The following is a 14696-nucleotide window of genomic DNA, read 5'->3' as shown; positions in this document are numbered from 1 at the left end:
GTTTTTCGTCCGCCGAGGAGCCGGAATCGCCCCAGCGGATGTTCCACGTGAAACGTCAGCTCCATCTCACGCCACAGTCGGAATCTTTGCCATTGCAAGCAAATGGTGTGCTAAAGCAAACACGAGAGGATCGCCGTCACGGCACCGCAACGACAATCAGCCACTCCGGAACCGCCGCCACCCCGGCCCCAGCGCTCCCGCCCGCCCCCGGGCGCACGAAACCCCGACCGCCCGGAGGCAATCGGGGTCCGTACGAACCTGCTGTGCGTGGGAGGGGTCTCAGACACCCGAACCTGCGGGCACGGAGTCGGTCGCCTCCGTCCACAGATCCTGCTCGGCGCGATCCGCCTGGATCTGGCGGTACACGAGGAGCCCGCCGATGGCGGCCAGTGCGACCAGGAGAAGCTTCTTCACCGCGCGACCTCGTCTTTCGTTGACGTAGGGGACCTATGTCGGCCGATGATACACACCGACCGATACCGATCGGTTACCTAGCCCGTGGTCGGCAACACCTCTTCCGAGGCACGCACCGCGAGCCAACTTCCGCCTCCATACAACGAATCGGCCCGGCCGGGGAGTTCCCCGGCCGGGCCGATTGTGCAGTGCGGCTACCAGGACTTGAACCTGGGGCCTCTTCCTTATCAGGGAAGCGCTCTAACCGTCTGAGCTATAGCCGCGCGCTCGCTGCACCAGAAGATTAGCGCACTTCAGAGGCGTTCCCAAAATCGGTTCAGGGAGCCTCCCGAACGCCCTCCCACGAGGGACTCACTCGTCCTCGGCGAGGGTGAGTTCCACGCCTCCGACGAACCCGGCCGACAGGTTGTAGATGAAGGCACCGAGCGTGGCCAGGGCCGTCGCCAGCACCACGTCGATCACCGCGATGATCGACGTGAACAGCAGCGCCCGCGGCAGCGACAGGAACGACTGGAGATCGAAGCCGCCGCCGTCACTGGAGCCGGTGGCCTCGCTGATCGTCGCGCCGACCGTGGAGAAGACGCCCATCGCGTTCATGACCATCCACAGCACCGCGACGGCCACGACCGTGCAGATGCCCAGGGCGATCGAGAGCAGGAAGCTGACCTTCATCACCGACCACGGGTCGGCGCGGGCCACCCGCAGCCGGGCCTTGCGGGTCCGCGGGGCCGTGGTGGCGCCCGTACGGGGCCGGCGCACCGCCTGCCCGTCACTCTGGCCACCCTCGGTGGGATACGCCTGAGGCGGCTGATACGGCTGTTGTGCGCCGCTCCCGGACTCTCCCTGGGGCTGTGGCTGCGGCTGGCGGGTATCGGTCACGGCTTCCCCTTGATGTGAGCCCTCGTCCCGGGGGCCGGTGTCGGAATCAGCGGAGCCACGGGCGCTGTCCTCCGTCACGGTCGCGGGTCCGGACGAGGAGCCCTTTCCGGCTCCCGATCCACCCGCCGCAGCGCCCGTGGCTCCACTCACGATCTACTCCTCGTGTTACTCCGCGGGCTGCTCGCCCTCGGTCTCCGCGGGCACGGCCCCGTCCGCCGCGGTCTCGTCGGGCTCGTCGCCCCCGTCGACCTCTTCGGCTTCCCGGCTGGCCTCGGCGTTCCATGCGATACCTACGACGGCATCACGCTTGCCCAGGTTGATCAGTTGGACGCCCATGGTGTCACGGCCCGTTTCGCGCACCTCGTTGACCCGCGTACGGATCACGCCACCCCCGAGCGTCACCGCGAGGATCTCATCCGTCTCCTCGACGACCAGCGCGCCGACCAGCGAACCCCGGTCCTCCACGATCTTGGCGGCCTTGATGCCCAGACCGCCGCGGCCCTGGACGCGGTACTCGTCGACCGCGGTGCGCTTGGCGTAGCCGCCGTCCGTGGCGGTGAACACGAAGGTGTTGGCGCGGACCACGTTCATGGAGAGCAGCTCATCGCCCTCGCGGAAGCTCATGCCCTTCACACCGGAGGTGGCCCGGCCCATCGGGCGCAGCGCCTCGTCGGTCGCCGTGAAGCGGATCGACTGGGCCTTCTTGCTGATCAGCAGCAGATCGTCGGTCTCCGACACCAGCTCGGCGCCGATCAGCTCGTCGTCCGTGCCGTCCTCCTGCTCGCGCAGGTTGATCGCGATGACACCGCCGGACCGCGGGGAGTCGTAGTCCTTGAGCGGCGTCTTCTTCACCAGGCCGGCCTTGGTGGCGAGCACCAGATACGGCATGGCCTCGTAGTCGCGGATCGCCAGGATCTGCGCGATCTGCTCGTCCGGCTGGAAGGCGAGGAGGTTGGCCACATGCTGACCCCGCGCGTCCCGTCCCGCGTCGGGGAGTTCGTAGGCCTTGGCGCGGTAGACCCGGCCCTTGTTCGTGAAGAACAGCAGCCAGTGGTGGGTGGTCGAGACGAAGAAGTGGTCGACGATGTCGTCTTCCTTGAGCTTGGTGCCCCGGACGCCCTTGCCGCCGCGCTTCTGCGAGCGGTAGTCGTCGGTCTTCGTCCGCTTCACATAGCCGCCACGGGTGATCGTGACGACGATGTCCTCCTCGGCGATCAGGTCCTCGATGGACATGTCGCCCTCGAAGGGCACCAGCTTGGAGCGCCGGTCGTCGCCGAACTTCTCGACGATCGCGGCGAGTTCCTCGCTGATGATCTGGCGCTGCCGCTCCGGGGAGGCCAGGATCGCGTTGTACTCGTTGATCTTGCGCTGGAGCTCGTCGTGCTCGGCGGTGATCTTCTGGCGCTCCAGGGCGGCCAGCCGGCGCAGCTGCATCTCCAGGATCGCGTTCGCCTGGATCTCGTCGATCTCCAGCAGGCCCATCAGGCCCTCGCGCGCGACGTCGACCGTCTCACTGCGCCGGATCAGCGCGATGACCTCGTCGATGGCGTCCAGCGCCTTGAGCAGACCGCGCAGGATGTGCGCCCGCTCCTCGGCCTTGCGCAGGCGGAACTTCGTCCGGCGGACGATGACCTCGACCTGGTGCGTCACCCAGTTACGGATGAAGGCGTCCAGCGAGAGCGTGCGCGGCACCCCGTCGACCAGCGCGAGCATGTTCGCGCCGAAGTTGGTCTGGAGATCGGTGTGCTTGTAGAGGTTGTTGAGGACGACCTTGGCGACCGCGTCCCGCTTGAGGACGATGACCAGACGCTGGCCCGTACGGGAGGAGGTCTCGTCGCGGACGTCCGCGATCCCGCCGACCTTGCCGTCCTTGACCAGGTCGGCGATCTTCTGCGCGAGGTTGTCCGGGTTGACCTGGTAGGGCAGCTCGGTGACCACCAGGCACTGGCGGTTCTGGATCTCCTCGACCGCCACCACCGCGCGCATCGTGATCGAACCACGGCCCGTGCGGTAGGCCTCCTCGATGCCCTTACGGCCCACGACCAGTGCGCCGGTGGGGAAGTCGGGGCCCTTGATGCGCTCGATCAGCGCGTCCAGCAGCTCCTCGCTGGAGGCCTCGGGGTGCTCCAGCGCCCACTGGGCACCGGCCGCGACCTCGCGCAGGTTGTGCGGCGGGATATTCGTCGCCATACCGACCGCGATACCGGCCGAGCCGTTGATCAGCAGGTTCGGGAAGCGCGCCGGGAGGACCGTCGGCTCCTGGTTACGGCCGTCGTAGTTGTCCTGGAAGTCGACGGTCTCCTCGTCGATGTCCCGGAGCATCTCCATGGACAGCGACTTCATCTTGCACTCGGTGTACCGCATGGCCGCGGCCGGGTCGTTGCCCGGAGAGCCGAAGTTGCCGTTGGAGTCGACCAGCGGCATCCGCATCGACCAGGGCTGCGCCAGACGCACCAGGGCGTCGTAGATCGAGGAGTCGCCGTGCGGGTGGTACGTACCCATGACGTCGCCGACGACGCGGGCGCACTTGTAGAAGCCCTTCTCCGGGCGGTAGCCGCCGTCGTACATCGCGTACAGGACGCGGCGGTGGACGGGCTTGAGGCCGTCCCGGACGTCCGGCAGCGCGCGCGAGACGATGACGGACATCGCGTAGTCGAGGTAGGAGCGCTGCATCTCCGTTTCGAGCCCGACGGGCTCGACGCGCATCCCGACGCCTTCGATGGCGGCGGGCGCGCCCTCGGCGGTCACGCCGTCCGGGGTCACAGGGGGGTTCTCGTCGGCCATGGTGGTTCAAAGTCCTTTCGAGCTGCGGCTGTTGTACGGGCCGACAGGGCTCAGATGTCGAGGAAGCGGACGTCCTTGGCGTTGCGCTGGATGAACGAGCGGCGTGCCTCGACGTCCTCGCCCATCAGCACGGAGAACAGGTCGTCCGCGCGGGCCGCGTCGTCCAGCGAGACCTGACCGAGGACCCGGTGGTCGGTGTCCATGGTCGTGATGCGCAGCTCCTCGGCGTTCATCTCACCGAGACCCTTGAACCGCTGGATCGAGTCCTCGCGGATCCGCTTGCCGTTCTGCTTGCCGAGCTCGATCAGCGCGTCCCGCTCCGGGTCGGAGTAGGCGTACTCGAAGTCGTCCCGACCCCACTTGATCTTGTACAGCGGCGGGCGGGAGAGGTAGACGTGCCCGGCCTCGACCAGCGGCCGCATGAAGCGGAAGAGGAAGGTGAGCAGCAGGGTGTTGATGTGCTGACCGTCGACGTCGGCGTCCGCCATCAAGATGATCTTGTGGTACCGGAGCTTCTCGATGTCGAAGTCCTCGTGCACACCCGTGCCGAACGCCGAGATCAGTGCCTGGACCTCGTTGTTCTGGAGGATCTTGTCGACCCGGGCCTTCTCGACGTTGAGGATCTTGCCCCGGATCGGGAGGATCGCCTGGTACTCCGGGTTGCGGCCGGACTTGGCCGAGCCGCCGGCGGAGTCACCCTCGACGATGAAGATCTCGCACTTGGTGGGGTCGTTGGACTGGCAGTCGCTCAGCTTGCCGGGCAGCGACGCGGTCTCCAGCAGACCCTTGCGACGGGTCAGATCGCGTGCCTTACGGGCCGCCACCCGCGCGGTGGCCGCCTGGATGCCCTTGCGGATGATGTCCGCGGCCTCGTTGGGGTTGCGGTCCAGCCAGTCGTTGAGGTGCTCGTGGACCACCTTCTGGACGAAGGTCTTGACCTCGGTGTTGCCCAGCTTGGTCTTGGTCTGGCCCTCGAACTGCGGCTCGGCGAGCTTGACCGAGATGATCGCCGTCAGACCCTCGCGGATGTCCTCACCCGTGAGGTTGTCATCCTTCTCGCGCAGCAGCTTCTTGTCGCGCGCATAGCGGTTGATCAGGCCGGTCAGCGCGGCGCGGAAGCCCTCTTCGTGGGTACCGCCCTCATGGGTGTGGATGATGTTCGCGAAGCTGTAGACACCCTCGCTGTACTGGGTGTTCCACTGCATCGCGAGGTCGACGGAGAGGCTGCGCTCCTTGTCCTCGGCCTCCACCGAGACCACCGTCGGGTGCACCAGCTCGCCCTTGCGGGAGTTGAGGTACTTCACGAAGTCGACGATGCCGCCCTCGTAGTGGTACCGCACCGAGAGCGGCTTGCCGTCCTCGTCCACGTGGTCGGCGCGCTCGTCCTTGAGCGAGATGGTCAGTCCCTTGTTGAGGAACGCCATCTCCTGGAAGCGCCGCGACAGCGTCTCGAAGCTGTACGTGGTGGTCTCGAAGATCTCGCCGTCGGCCCAGAAGGTGACCGAGGTGCCGGACTCCTCGGTGGCCTCGTGCTTGGCCAGCGGGGCGGTCGGCACGCCCTGCTTGTACTCCTGGGTCCAGCGGAAGCCGTCCGTGCGGATCTCGACCTCGACCCGCTGCGACAGGGCGTTCACGACGGACACACCCACGCCGTGCAGACCACCGGAGACCGCGTACCCGCCGCCGCCGAACTTGCCGCCGGCGTGCAGCACGGTCAGCACGACCTCGACGGCCGGCTTGTTCTCGGACGGCACGATGCCGACGGGGATACCGCGGCCGTTGTCGACGACGCGCACGCCGCCGTCGGCCAGGATCGTCACGTCGATGGTGTCGGCGTGGCCGGCCAGCGCCTCGTCGACGGAGTTGTCGACGACCTCTTGTACGAGGTGGTGCAGACCGCGCTCACCGGTGGAGCCGATGTACATGCCGGGACGCTTACGGACCGCGTCCAGGCCTTCGAGGACGGTGATCGCGCTGGCGTCGTACGACTTCTCCACCGCGGAGTCGCCCGTCGGGCCGACAGGAACCCCCTCTTCAGTAGAAGCCGTGTTGTTCTCGTTGAGGTCGCCGGAGTCGGCCACGAAGCGCCCTTTCTGGCACAGCACAAGCCCTTCCGCGCCTGTGCGGGTCACCCCAGAAGGACAGGCGGGAGCGGCTGCGTCGTTCGACATGTTCCGCGAGTGGGCGGGATTGCTACCAGTGTACCGGTGGCGCCGACACTCATGGGGGTTTGCAGGCACCTGAGTCGTCATGTGCCGCCCTGAACTGGCGTCCGCCGACTCCCCATATCCGAGACGGGGCCTCAGGACGCTCACACGGGCACTCAGCGCTTCGGACTGTCAACCGGCGGCTACCGTGAGCGGAGTCTCATCCGCCTCACCCGTATACAGGCGTCCTGCGCAGGTCATCCAGGGGGCCGGGGGCTCAGCCGTAGGTGTCGCCGGGGCCCTTGCTGCCCGGTGCGCGCAACGATCCGTAGCGCCGCGCCGGACCACCGGGGCCCAGCACCTTGATCACCTTTACGGTGCCGTGGCCCAGGTCCTCGTTGAGGCGGGCCACCAGCGTCGGGGCCAGCAGCCGCAGCTGCGTCGCCCAGGCCGTCGAATCGCACTGCACCGTCAGCACCCGGGCGTCCTCGTCGTACTTCTGCGGCTCGCAGTGCTGCGCCACCTCGGGCCCGACCAGCTGCGGCCAGCGCCCCATCACCCCGCCGACCGCGGCCGGGGTCTCCCAGCCGCGCTCCGTGATCAGCCGGTTGATCGCCGCACCGAGCGGCAGCGGATCGCGGCCGTCCGCGCGCGCCCCGGAGCGCAGGCCGCCGCGCCTGGCCTGCTTCTTCTGCTGCGCGGCCGCGCCCCGCGCCCGCGCCTGCTCCTTCGCGGCCACCAGTGCCTGACGGGCCAGATCCACCCCGGACAGCTCCGGGGCCTTGGGCCGCTCGGGCTGCTCCTCGCTCACGGGGTCACCTTCTCCACGGCGCCGCCGGACACCGCGTAGCGCGCACCGGCCAGGACGCCCGGCACATCGTCGTCCACCGCCGCCGTCACCAGCACCTGCTCGCCCGGGGCCACCAGCTCCGCCAGCCGCTCACGACGGCGCGCGTCCAGCTCGGCGAAGACATCGTCCAGGACGAGCACCGGCTCATTGCCCTCCGCCCGCAGCAGGTCGTACGAGGCCAGCCGCAGCGCCAGCGCGTACGACCAGGACTCGCCGTGGCTGGCGTAGCCCTTCGCCGGGAGCTGCCCCAGCTTGAGCACCAGATCGTCGCGGTGCGGGCCGACCAGCGTCACCCCGCGCTCGATCTCTCCCTTACGGGCCTCGCCCAGCGCCGCCAGCAGCACGCCGTACAGGTCCTCGCGGGTGGTGGCGTCGGCCATCGCCTCGCCCGCCGAACCGCGGTACTCCAGCGCCAGCGGGCCGCCGCCCGGCGCCAGCTGGTCATAGGCCTTGTCCGCGAGCGGCCGCAGCGCGGCGATCAGGTCGAGCCGTTGCGCCAGCAGCTCGGCACCCGCGCGGGCCAGATGCTGGTCCCACACGTCGAGGGTGGACAGATCCATCTGCCGGCCGCCGTGCCGCCGCGCCAACGCGGCCGTTTTCAACAGGGTGTTGCGCTGCTTGAGGACCCGGTCGTAGTCCGAGCGCACCCCGGCCATCCGCGGCGAGCGCGCGGTGATCAGCTCGTCCAGGAACCGCCGGCGCTCCCCCGGATCGCCCTTGACCAGCGCCAGGTCCTCCGGCGCGAACAGCACCGTCCGGACGATGCCCAGTACGTCCCGCGGCCTGACCTGCGAGGACCTGTTGATCCTGGCGCGGTTCGCCTTGCCCGGGTTGAGCTCCAGCTCGATCAGCTGCTGCCGCTCGCCCTGGACGACCGCGGCCCGGACGATGGCCCGTTCGGCGCCCATCCGCACCAGCGGGGCATCCGAGGAGACCCGGTGACTGCCGAGCGTGGCGAGATAGCCGACCGCCTCGACCAGATTGGTCTTGCCCTGCCCGTTGGGGCCCACGAAAGCCGTGACGCCCGGATCGAGCGGCACCTCTACCCGGGCGTACGAGCGGAAGTCGGCGAGGGACAGATGCGATACGTGCATGGCTGGGCGCCGACCTCCCCCGGCTGCTTACTACGGTTGCTGCCTGCTGCTTCTGGTTGCTGCGGTATGAGCGGTGTCCGCTACTTCTTGCTCTCGACCGCGTGCCCACCGAACTGGTTGCGCAGCGCGGCGATCATCTTCATCTGCGGGGAGTCGTCCTGACGGGACGCGAACCGCGCGAAGAGCGAGGCCGTGATCGCGGGCAGCGGCACGGCGTTGTCGATGGCGGCCTCGACCGTCCAGCGGCCCTCACCGGAGTCGGCGGCGAAGCCGCGCAGCTTCTCCAGATGCTCGTCGTCGTCGAGCGCGTTGACGGCCAGATCGAGCAGCCAGGAACGGATGACCGTGCCCTCCTGCCAGGAGCGGAAGATCTCGCGGACGTCCGTGACGGAGTCGACCTTCTCCAGCAGCTCCCAGCCCTCGGCGAAGGCCTGCATCATCGCGTACTCGATGCCGTTGTGGACCATCTTCGCGAAGTGGCCGGCGCCGACCTTGCCGGCGTGCACCGCACCGAAGTCGCCCTCGGGCTTGAGCGCGTCGAAGACCGGCTGCACCTTGGCGACATCGTCCTTGTCGCCGCCGTACATCAGCGCATAGCCGTTCTCCAGGCCCCAGACGCCGCCGGAGACACCGCAGTCGACGAAGCCGATGCCCTTGGCCTTCAGCTCCTCGGCGTGCTTCTCGTCGTCGGTCCAGCGGGAGTTGCCGCCGTCCACGACGATGTCGCCCGGCGAGAGCAGCTCGGCCAGCTCGTCGATCGTGGACTGGGTGGCGGCACCGGCCGGCACCATGACCCAGACCACCCGCGGACCCTTGAGCTTCTCCACAAGCCCCTGGAGGCTGTTGACATCCGCCAGGTCCGGGTTGCGGTCGTATCCGATGACGGTGTGGCCGGCGCGGCGAATGCGCTCACGCATATTGCCGCCCATCTTGCCGAGACCGACGAGACCGAGCTCCATCAGAGACCCTCTTTGCACGTAGACGTTGCTGGTGTACCCGGGACCGAGCCTACGCCCGCAGGTCCGCGCACACCTGTGGGCTCAGCCGCTCATCAGGGGCCCGTCAGCCGGTCGCCGCAGGCCCGTGGCCTGGGCCGCTATCCGGCGGCCACGGGACAGCGGGCGACGGCATGCCGCCACCCGCGTGACCCGCGCTCCGGCCGTCAGCCCGACAGCCGCACCGGCATGATCAGGTACTTGTACGCGTCGTCCGCCTCGGCGTCCTTGGCCGGCCGGCCGCTCAGCAGCGCGGGCTTGGTCGAGGTCGTGAAGGACAGCTGCGCCACGGGGGAGTCGATGGCCGACAGGCCCTCCAGGAGGAAGCCGGGGTTGAAGGCGATCGAGATGTCGTCACCGTCCAGATCGGCGTCGACCCTCTCCACAGCCTGTGCATCGTCGCTGGAGCCGGCCTCCAGGATCAGCACGCCCTGCTCGAAGCTCAGCCGAACCGGGGTGTTCCGCTCGGCCACCAGGGCCACACGCTTGACGGCCTCGACGAACGGGGCGGTCTCGATCACGGCGACCGAATTGAACTCGGTCGGGAAGAGCGTGCGGTACTTCGGCAGGTCGCCTTCCAGCAGACGGGTCGTCGTCCGGCGCCCGGCACCCTCGAAACCGATCAGGCCCTCGCCCTGGCCAGAGCCGGACAGCGCGATCGTGACGGTGTCGCCGCTGCTCAGCGACTTGGCGGTGTCCAGCAGCGTCTTCGCGGGGACCAGCGCGACCGCGGAGGCGTCGGGGCTCTCCGGCTTCCACAGGAACTCGCGCACGGCGAAGCGGTAGCGGTCGGTGGAGGCCAGGGTGACCGTGTCGCCCTCGATCTCGATGCGTACGCCGGTGAGCACCGGGAGGGTGTCGTCACGGCCGGCGGCGATGGCGACCTGGGCGGCGGCCGCGGCGAAGACCTCACCGGGGACGGTGCCGGTGGCGGTGGGCATGGTCGGCAGGGACGGGTACTCCTCCACAGGAAGGGTGTGGAGGGTGAACCGCGAGGAGCCGCAGACGACGGTGACCCGTACACCGTCGGTGGAAATCTCCACCGGGCGGTTGGGGAGCGCACGGCAGATGTCGGCGAGCAGCCGGCCGGAGACGAGGACCGTGCCCTCCTCTTCCACCTCCGCGTCCACCGAGACCCGTGCGGAGACCTCGTAGTCGAAGCCGGAGAGGCTCAGCGTGCCGTCCTCCGTCTTCAGCAGCAGGCCCGCGAGGACGGGCACCGGCGGACGGGCCGGGAGGCTCTTGGCCGCCCAGGCCACTGCCTCCGCGAGTACATCGCGCTCCACCCGGATCTTCACCGGAAACCGCCTCCTGCTGTTGCTGGCTTTTCGCCCTGCTGGCCTTCGTCGTCGGCTGGGTTGCCGGAGACCAGTCTGACGCACGCCACCGACAGTCGGTGCGGCTCGGGGTCAAGTCGACTCGGCCGAGGGCGGACACCCGGCGGCCAACTTGTGCACAGGCCCCGTTTCCGAACGAGTTCCCCGGTAGATATCCGTGGTCGTAGTAGTAGGGGCTGTGGAAACCGTGGACAACCGCTTTTGCGCAGGTCAACGCGGATTTTTTGTCCACCGCCCCTGTGGGTGGCGGCCGTGGATAAGCGGGCGGTTCTGTGGACCGTCGGAAGTTCTGCACACCCGATGCACAGGAGACAGGTACTTCTCCCCAGTGCCGTCCCCAGCTTTACCCACGTTCCCCACAGCCCAACCGACCACCTTGGTGTGACGGCTTTCACTCGGCCCGGTGAGAGCGGGTGTCGTGTTGCCGAACAGTGGACAGCGGTGTGGAGAAGCTGGGGATTGCTGGGGACAACAGCGGCTTGCCTGTGGGCGGGCGGTGGACAAGACGCCGGCTGCCCTGTGGACGAATCCGCTGTCCACAACCTGTGGAGGAAGGTTGGCCACAAATCCACATGCGGCTGACCTCCCCCGATGCCCCGTCAGTACACCGGCCTGTGGATCCCACAGGGATAACTTTCCCCTCCCCAGGATGTGGACGGAAGATTCTTGCCCAATCTGTGGAGAGAAGCCGTGTCCCGCCGCGGAATCGAACACAGTCGGCGTGCTCCACAGGTTTGGGACGAGGGCTGGGCGTATCGGAGTGGGGGGTTGGCGGGCTCAAAGCGGGTCCGGGAGACGTGCGTTACGCGGTCGGACGCGCGCGGCAGGAGCGCGTAGGACGCCGCTGAGAGAAGCGGAAGGGAGCGGGGAGCAGTCGAAAGAACGGTGCGGCCGGCCGCTCGCCGGGCCGCGGTCCCCGTACGGCGAAGGGCGCTCCGGGAGCGGATCCCGGAGCGCCCTGGGCGTCCTGTGGGCCGGCCTCAGCCGTTCTTGATGCGGTTGGTCAGCTCGGTGACCTGGTTGTAGATCGACCGTCGCTCGGCCATCAGCGCGCGGATCTTGCGGTCGGCGTGCATCACGGTCGTATGGTCCCGGCCGCCGAACTGCGCCCCGATCTTCGGCAGCGAGAGGTCGGTCAGCTCGCGGCACAGATACATGGCGATCTGGCGGGCGGTCACCAGGACCCGGCTGCGCGAGGAGCCGCACAGGTCGTCGATGGTCAGCCCGAAGTAGTCCGCGGTCGAGGCCATGATCGCGGTCGCGGTGATCTCCGGCGCGGCGTCCTCGCCGCCGGGGATCAGGTCCTTCAACACGATCTCGGTCAGCCCCAGGTCCACCGGCTGCCGGTTGAGCGAGGCGAACGCCGTGACCCGGATCAGCGCGCCTTCCAGCTCACGGATGTTCCGCGAGATCCGGGACGCGATGAACTCCAGCACCTCCGGCGGCGCGTTCAGCTGCTCCTGCACCGCCTTCTTCCGCAGAATCGCGATCCGGGTCTCCAGCTCGGGCGGCTGGACGTCGGTGATCAGACCCCACTCGAAGCGGTTGCGCAGCCGGTCCTCCAGGGTGACCAGCTGCTTGGGCGGCCGGTCACTGGAGAGCACGATCTGCTTGTTCGCGTTGTGCAACGTATTGAAGGTGTGGAAGAACTCCTCCTGCGTCGACTCCTTGCTCGCCAGGAACTGGATGTCGTCGACCAGCAGGATGTCCATGTCGCGGTAGCGCTTGCGGAACGCGTCCGCCTTGCCGTCGCGGATGGAGTTGATGAACTCGTTGGTGAACTCCTCCGAGCTCACATACCGCACCCGGGTGCCCGGATACAGGCTCCGCGCGTAGTGCCCGATCGCATGCAGCAGGTGGGTCTTGCCCAGCCCCGATTCCCCGTAGATGAACAGCGGGTTGTACGCCTTGGCCGGCGCCTCGGCGACGGCCACCGCGGCGGCGTGCGCGAAGCGGTTCGAGGCACCGATGACGAAGGTGTCGAAGAGGTACTTCGGGTTCAGCCGCGCGGTCGGCTCACCGGGGCCGGTCGCCGGCGCGGGCTGCGCGGCGAGCGGGCTGGGCGCACCGCTGGGCGCGGGAAGCATGGCGCCGGGGCCGGAGCCGGGGGCGCCCGCGCGGCCGGTGTGCCCGCCGGGCTGGTGCTCGGAGAGGTCACGGCGCGGCTGGTCGTAAGGGGAGCGCGGACCGTCGGAGTGCTGCGGCGGCCCGTTGCGGTCGGGCGCCTGCGGACGGTAGTCGTTCTGCCGCTGCTGATGCTGCGCGACATGGGACGACGGGGAGGCGTACGGGTCACGCTCGGGGAAGCCGCCGAGCTGCTGCTGCCAGCCGTAGTCGTCGCGCGGACCGTGGCCGCCGCCCATCTGCGGCCAGCCGCCGGGCTCGTGCCGGGGCTGCTGGTAGTCGGGGTAGGCGGGCCGGACGCCGGGCAGGTCGTCGCCCTGGTGTCCGTAACCCTGCCGGCTGTCGTGCCGGGACTCGTGCCGGGTCTCGTAGCCGTCGTACGCATCGTGTTGCTGCTGTGACTGATGCGTCTGCTGGTGGTGCGGGGGGTGCTGCTGGGACGGCTGGTGCTGGGGCGCCGGCGGCGTGGATTGCGCCGGGGGCTCCTCGGAGGAGTCGTCCACGGTGATCGCGATCCGGATCGGGCGGCCGCACTCATGGCTGAGGGCCTCCCCGATCAGCGGCGCGAGCCGGCCTTCGAGCACACCCTTGGCGAATTCATTGGGGACGGCGAGCAATGCCGTATCGGCGACCAGTGCCAGCGGCTGGGTGCGCTTGAGCCAGGTCTCGTCCTTGGGCTTGAGGCCGTCGACCTCCGCACGAAGGAGATGGTCGAGCACGCGGGGCCACACTGCGGCAAGATCGGCAGGTACATCAGCCACAGGGCACGCTCTCTCACAGTCCCACGAATGTGTGATTCTCAGGACGGGCGGGAAGGAATCGAAGTTCAGCCACGGTAGTCAGGGCGGGCCTGGGGATTCAAGTTGTTGTCCACAGCCTGTGCATAGTGTGTCCTGACAAGGGGTCGGCAGGCGATGCCGAGGAGCCGGTTTGACCGGATGGCGTAGCCGCGCGTACCGTGACCAGGTCGAGTTGTCGATGGCTGCTGCCGCCTGCCTCCGATGGGCAAAGATCACGCTCGAAGTGATCGTGTAGCGGTGCACTTAGGCGTTGCGAGCTACTCGTGGGCGCACGGTGACAGCCAGTCGACGCCCCACATCTGTCTCTCCTGAGACAACAAGCATTCCTGGAGCCCCCGAGTGAGCAAGCGCACCTTCCAGCCGAACAACCGCCGTCGCGCGAAGACCCACGGTTTCCGTCTGCGCATGCGGACCCGTGCCGGCCGCGCGATCCTCGCGTCCCGCCGTGGCAAGGGTCGCGCCCGCCTGTCGGCCTGAGCAGCAACCTAGGTCCATGACGTGCTGCCTACCGAGTATCGGCTGAGGCGGCGCGAGGACTTTGCGACCGCGGTACGCCGGGGACGCAGGGCCGGGCGCCCGCTCCTTGTCGTTCATCTTCGCAGCGGTGCAACGGACCCGCACGGGTCGGGGGAAAGTGTTCCCCCGGCACGTGCGGGTTTCGTCGTGAGCAAGGCAGTGGGCATCGCTGTCGTGCGCAGCAAGGTCAAGCGCAGACTCCGTCATCTCGTGCGCGATCGGCTGGACCGGCTGCCCGCCGGTAGCCTGGTTGTCGTACGGGCCCTGCCCGGTGCGGGTGACGCGGATCACGATCAGCTGGCCCGAGACCTGGACGCCGCCTTCGAGCGGCTGCTGGGAGGGGCGCCGAGAGGCTGCAATCCCCCGGGGGCTGCGACCGACAGCAGCTGCCCCGCGGGCCCCCGGAGCTCCGGACGGGACCCGGGAGGGAGTGCACAGTGAAGTACCCGCTGCTGCTTTTGATCAAGATCTATCAGTGGACCATCAGCCCCCTGCTGGGACCGGTCTGCAAGTACTACCCGTCGTGCTCGCACTATGGCTATACGGCCATCGACCGGCACGGCGCGGTGAAAGGGACTGCGCTGACAGCCTGGCGCATCCTGCGGTGCAATCCGTGGTCGCTCGGGGGCGTCGACCACGTCCCTCCCCGGAAGCGTCCGGTTTGGCATCAGCGGCTGAGGAGCCGCCTGGGCGGGCCCACCGTCCCTGAGCCTGTCGCCCAGCCCGAGACTCAGCCCAACGTCCAAGGAGCCTGAT

10 protein-coding genes, 1 tRNA gene and 3 pseudogenes are annotated in these 14696 nt (G+C 68.5%); 3 read left to right on the top strand and 11 right to left on the bottom strand.

What is annotated here, in order from left to right:
• Nucleotides 1-279: 279 nt before the first annotated feature.
• The 11 genes and pseudogenes from AC3EUV_RS11365 to AC3EUV_RS11315 all read right to left on the bottom strand — a co-directional run.
• A complete protein-coding gene (locus AC3EUV_RS11365; RefSeq protein ID WP_003958712.1) occupies nucleotides 280-414 on the bottom strand; it encodes a DLW-39 family protein in 135 nt (44 codons plus the stop codon).
• Between the two features lie 189 nt (nucleotides 415-603).
• A tRNA-Ile gene (locus tag AC3EUV_RS11360) sits at nucleotides 604-677 on the bottom strand.
• Between the two features lie 88 nt (nucleotides 678-765).
• A complete protein-coding gene (locus tag AC3EUV_RS11355; RefSeq protein ID WP_432141382.1) occupies nucleotides 766-1443 on the bottom strand; it encodes a DUF3566 domain-containing protein in 678 nt (225 codons plus the stop codon).
• Nucleotides 1444-1458: 15 nt separating this feature from the next.
• Nucleotides 1459-4077: a DNA gyrase subunit A gene (gene gyrA, locus AC3EUV_RS11350; protein WP_432141383.1), complete on the bottom strand. Its 2619-nt coding sequence runs from the start codon at nucleotides 4075-4077 to the stop codon at nucleotides 1459-1461.
• Nucleotides 4078-4127: 50 nt separating this feature from the next.
• Nucleotides 4128-6182, bottom strand: a complete 2055-nt coding sequence (gene gyrB / locus AC3EUV_RS11345; RefSeq protein ID WP_432141421.1) for a DNA topoisomerase (ATP-hydrolyzing) subunit B — start codon at nucleotides 6180-6182, stop codon at nucleotides 4128-4130.
• 319 nt (nucleotides 6183-6501) lie between these two features.
• Nucleotides 6502-7035 (bottom strand): DciA family protein, encoded by a 534-nt coding sequence (locus AC3EUV_RS11340; protein WP_042151016.1) that lies wholly within the window; start codon nucleotides 7033-7035, stop codon nucleotides 6502-6504.
• Nucleotides 7032-8168 carry a DNA replication/repair protein RecF gene (gene recF / locus AC3EUV_RS11335; RefSeq protein WP_435602782.1) on the bottom strand — a complete coding sequence of 379 codons (1137 nt, stop codon included), beginning with the start codon at nucleotides 8166-8168 and terminating at the stop codon, nucleotides 7032-7034. The genes AC3EUV_RS11340 and recF overlap by 4 nt, the downstream gene beginning before the upstream one ends.
• A gap of 80 nt (nucleotides 8169-8248) precedes the next feature.
• Nucleotides 8249-9127, bottom strand: a complete 879-nt coding sequence (gene gnd, locus AC3EUV_RS11330; protein WP_432141385.1) for a phosphogluconate dehydrogenase (NAD(+)-dependent, decarboxylating) — start codon at nucleotides 9125-9127, stop codon at nucleotides 8249-8251.
• 203 nt (nucleotides 9128-9330) lie between these two features.
• Nucleotides 9331-10461, bottom strand: coding sequence for a DNA polymerase III subunit beta (gene dnaN, locus AC3EUV_RS11325; RefSeq protein ID WP_432141386.1), 1131 nt, complete (start codon nucleotides 10459-10461; stop codon nucleotides 9331-9333).
• 1019 nt (nucleotides 10462-11480) lie between these two features.
• Nucleotides 11481-12962 (bottom strand): annotated as a pseudogene (gene dnaA / locus AC3EUV_RS11320) (chromosomal replication initiator protein DnaA); the annotation flags it as partial.
• 101 nt (nucleotides 12963-13063) lie between these two features.
• Nucleotides 13064-13385 (bottom strand): annotated as a pseudogene (locus tag AC3EUV_RS11315) (DnaA N-terminal domain-containing protein); the annotation flags it as partial.
• Nucleotides 13386-13763: 378 nt separating this feature from the next.
• Between AC3EUV_RS11315 and rpmH the strand changes: the two are divergent.
• The 3 genes and pseudogenes from rpmH to yidD all read left to right on the top strand — a co-directional run bounded on the left by rpmH (nucleotide 13764) and on the right by yidD (nucleotide 14695).
• Nucleotides 13764-13901: a 50S ribosomal protein L34 gene (gene rpmH / locus AC3EUV_RS11310; RefSeq protein WP_003949374.1), complete on the top strand. Its 138-nt coding sequence runs from the start codon at nucleotides 13764-13766 to the stop codon at nucleotides 13899-13901.
• A gap of 21 nt (nucleotides 13902-13922) precedes the next feature.
• A pseudogene (rnpA, locus tag AC3EUV_RS11305) lies at nucleotides 13923-14291 on the top strand (ribonuclease P protein component); the annotation flags it as partial.
• Nucleotides 14292-14377: 86 nt separating this feature from the next.
• A complete protein-coding gene (gene yidD / locus AC3EUV_RS11300) occupies nucleotides 14378-14695 on the top strand; it encodes a membrane protein insertion efficiency factor YidD (protein WP_042150996.1) in 318 nt (105 codons plus the stop codon).
• Nucleotide 14696: the final 1 nt, after the last annotated feature.

It is taken from the genome of Streptomyces sp. bgisy130 (assembly GCF_057708345.1).
This window is presented reverse-complemented; position numbering and strand designations above follow the sequence as displayed.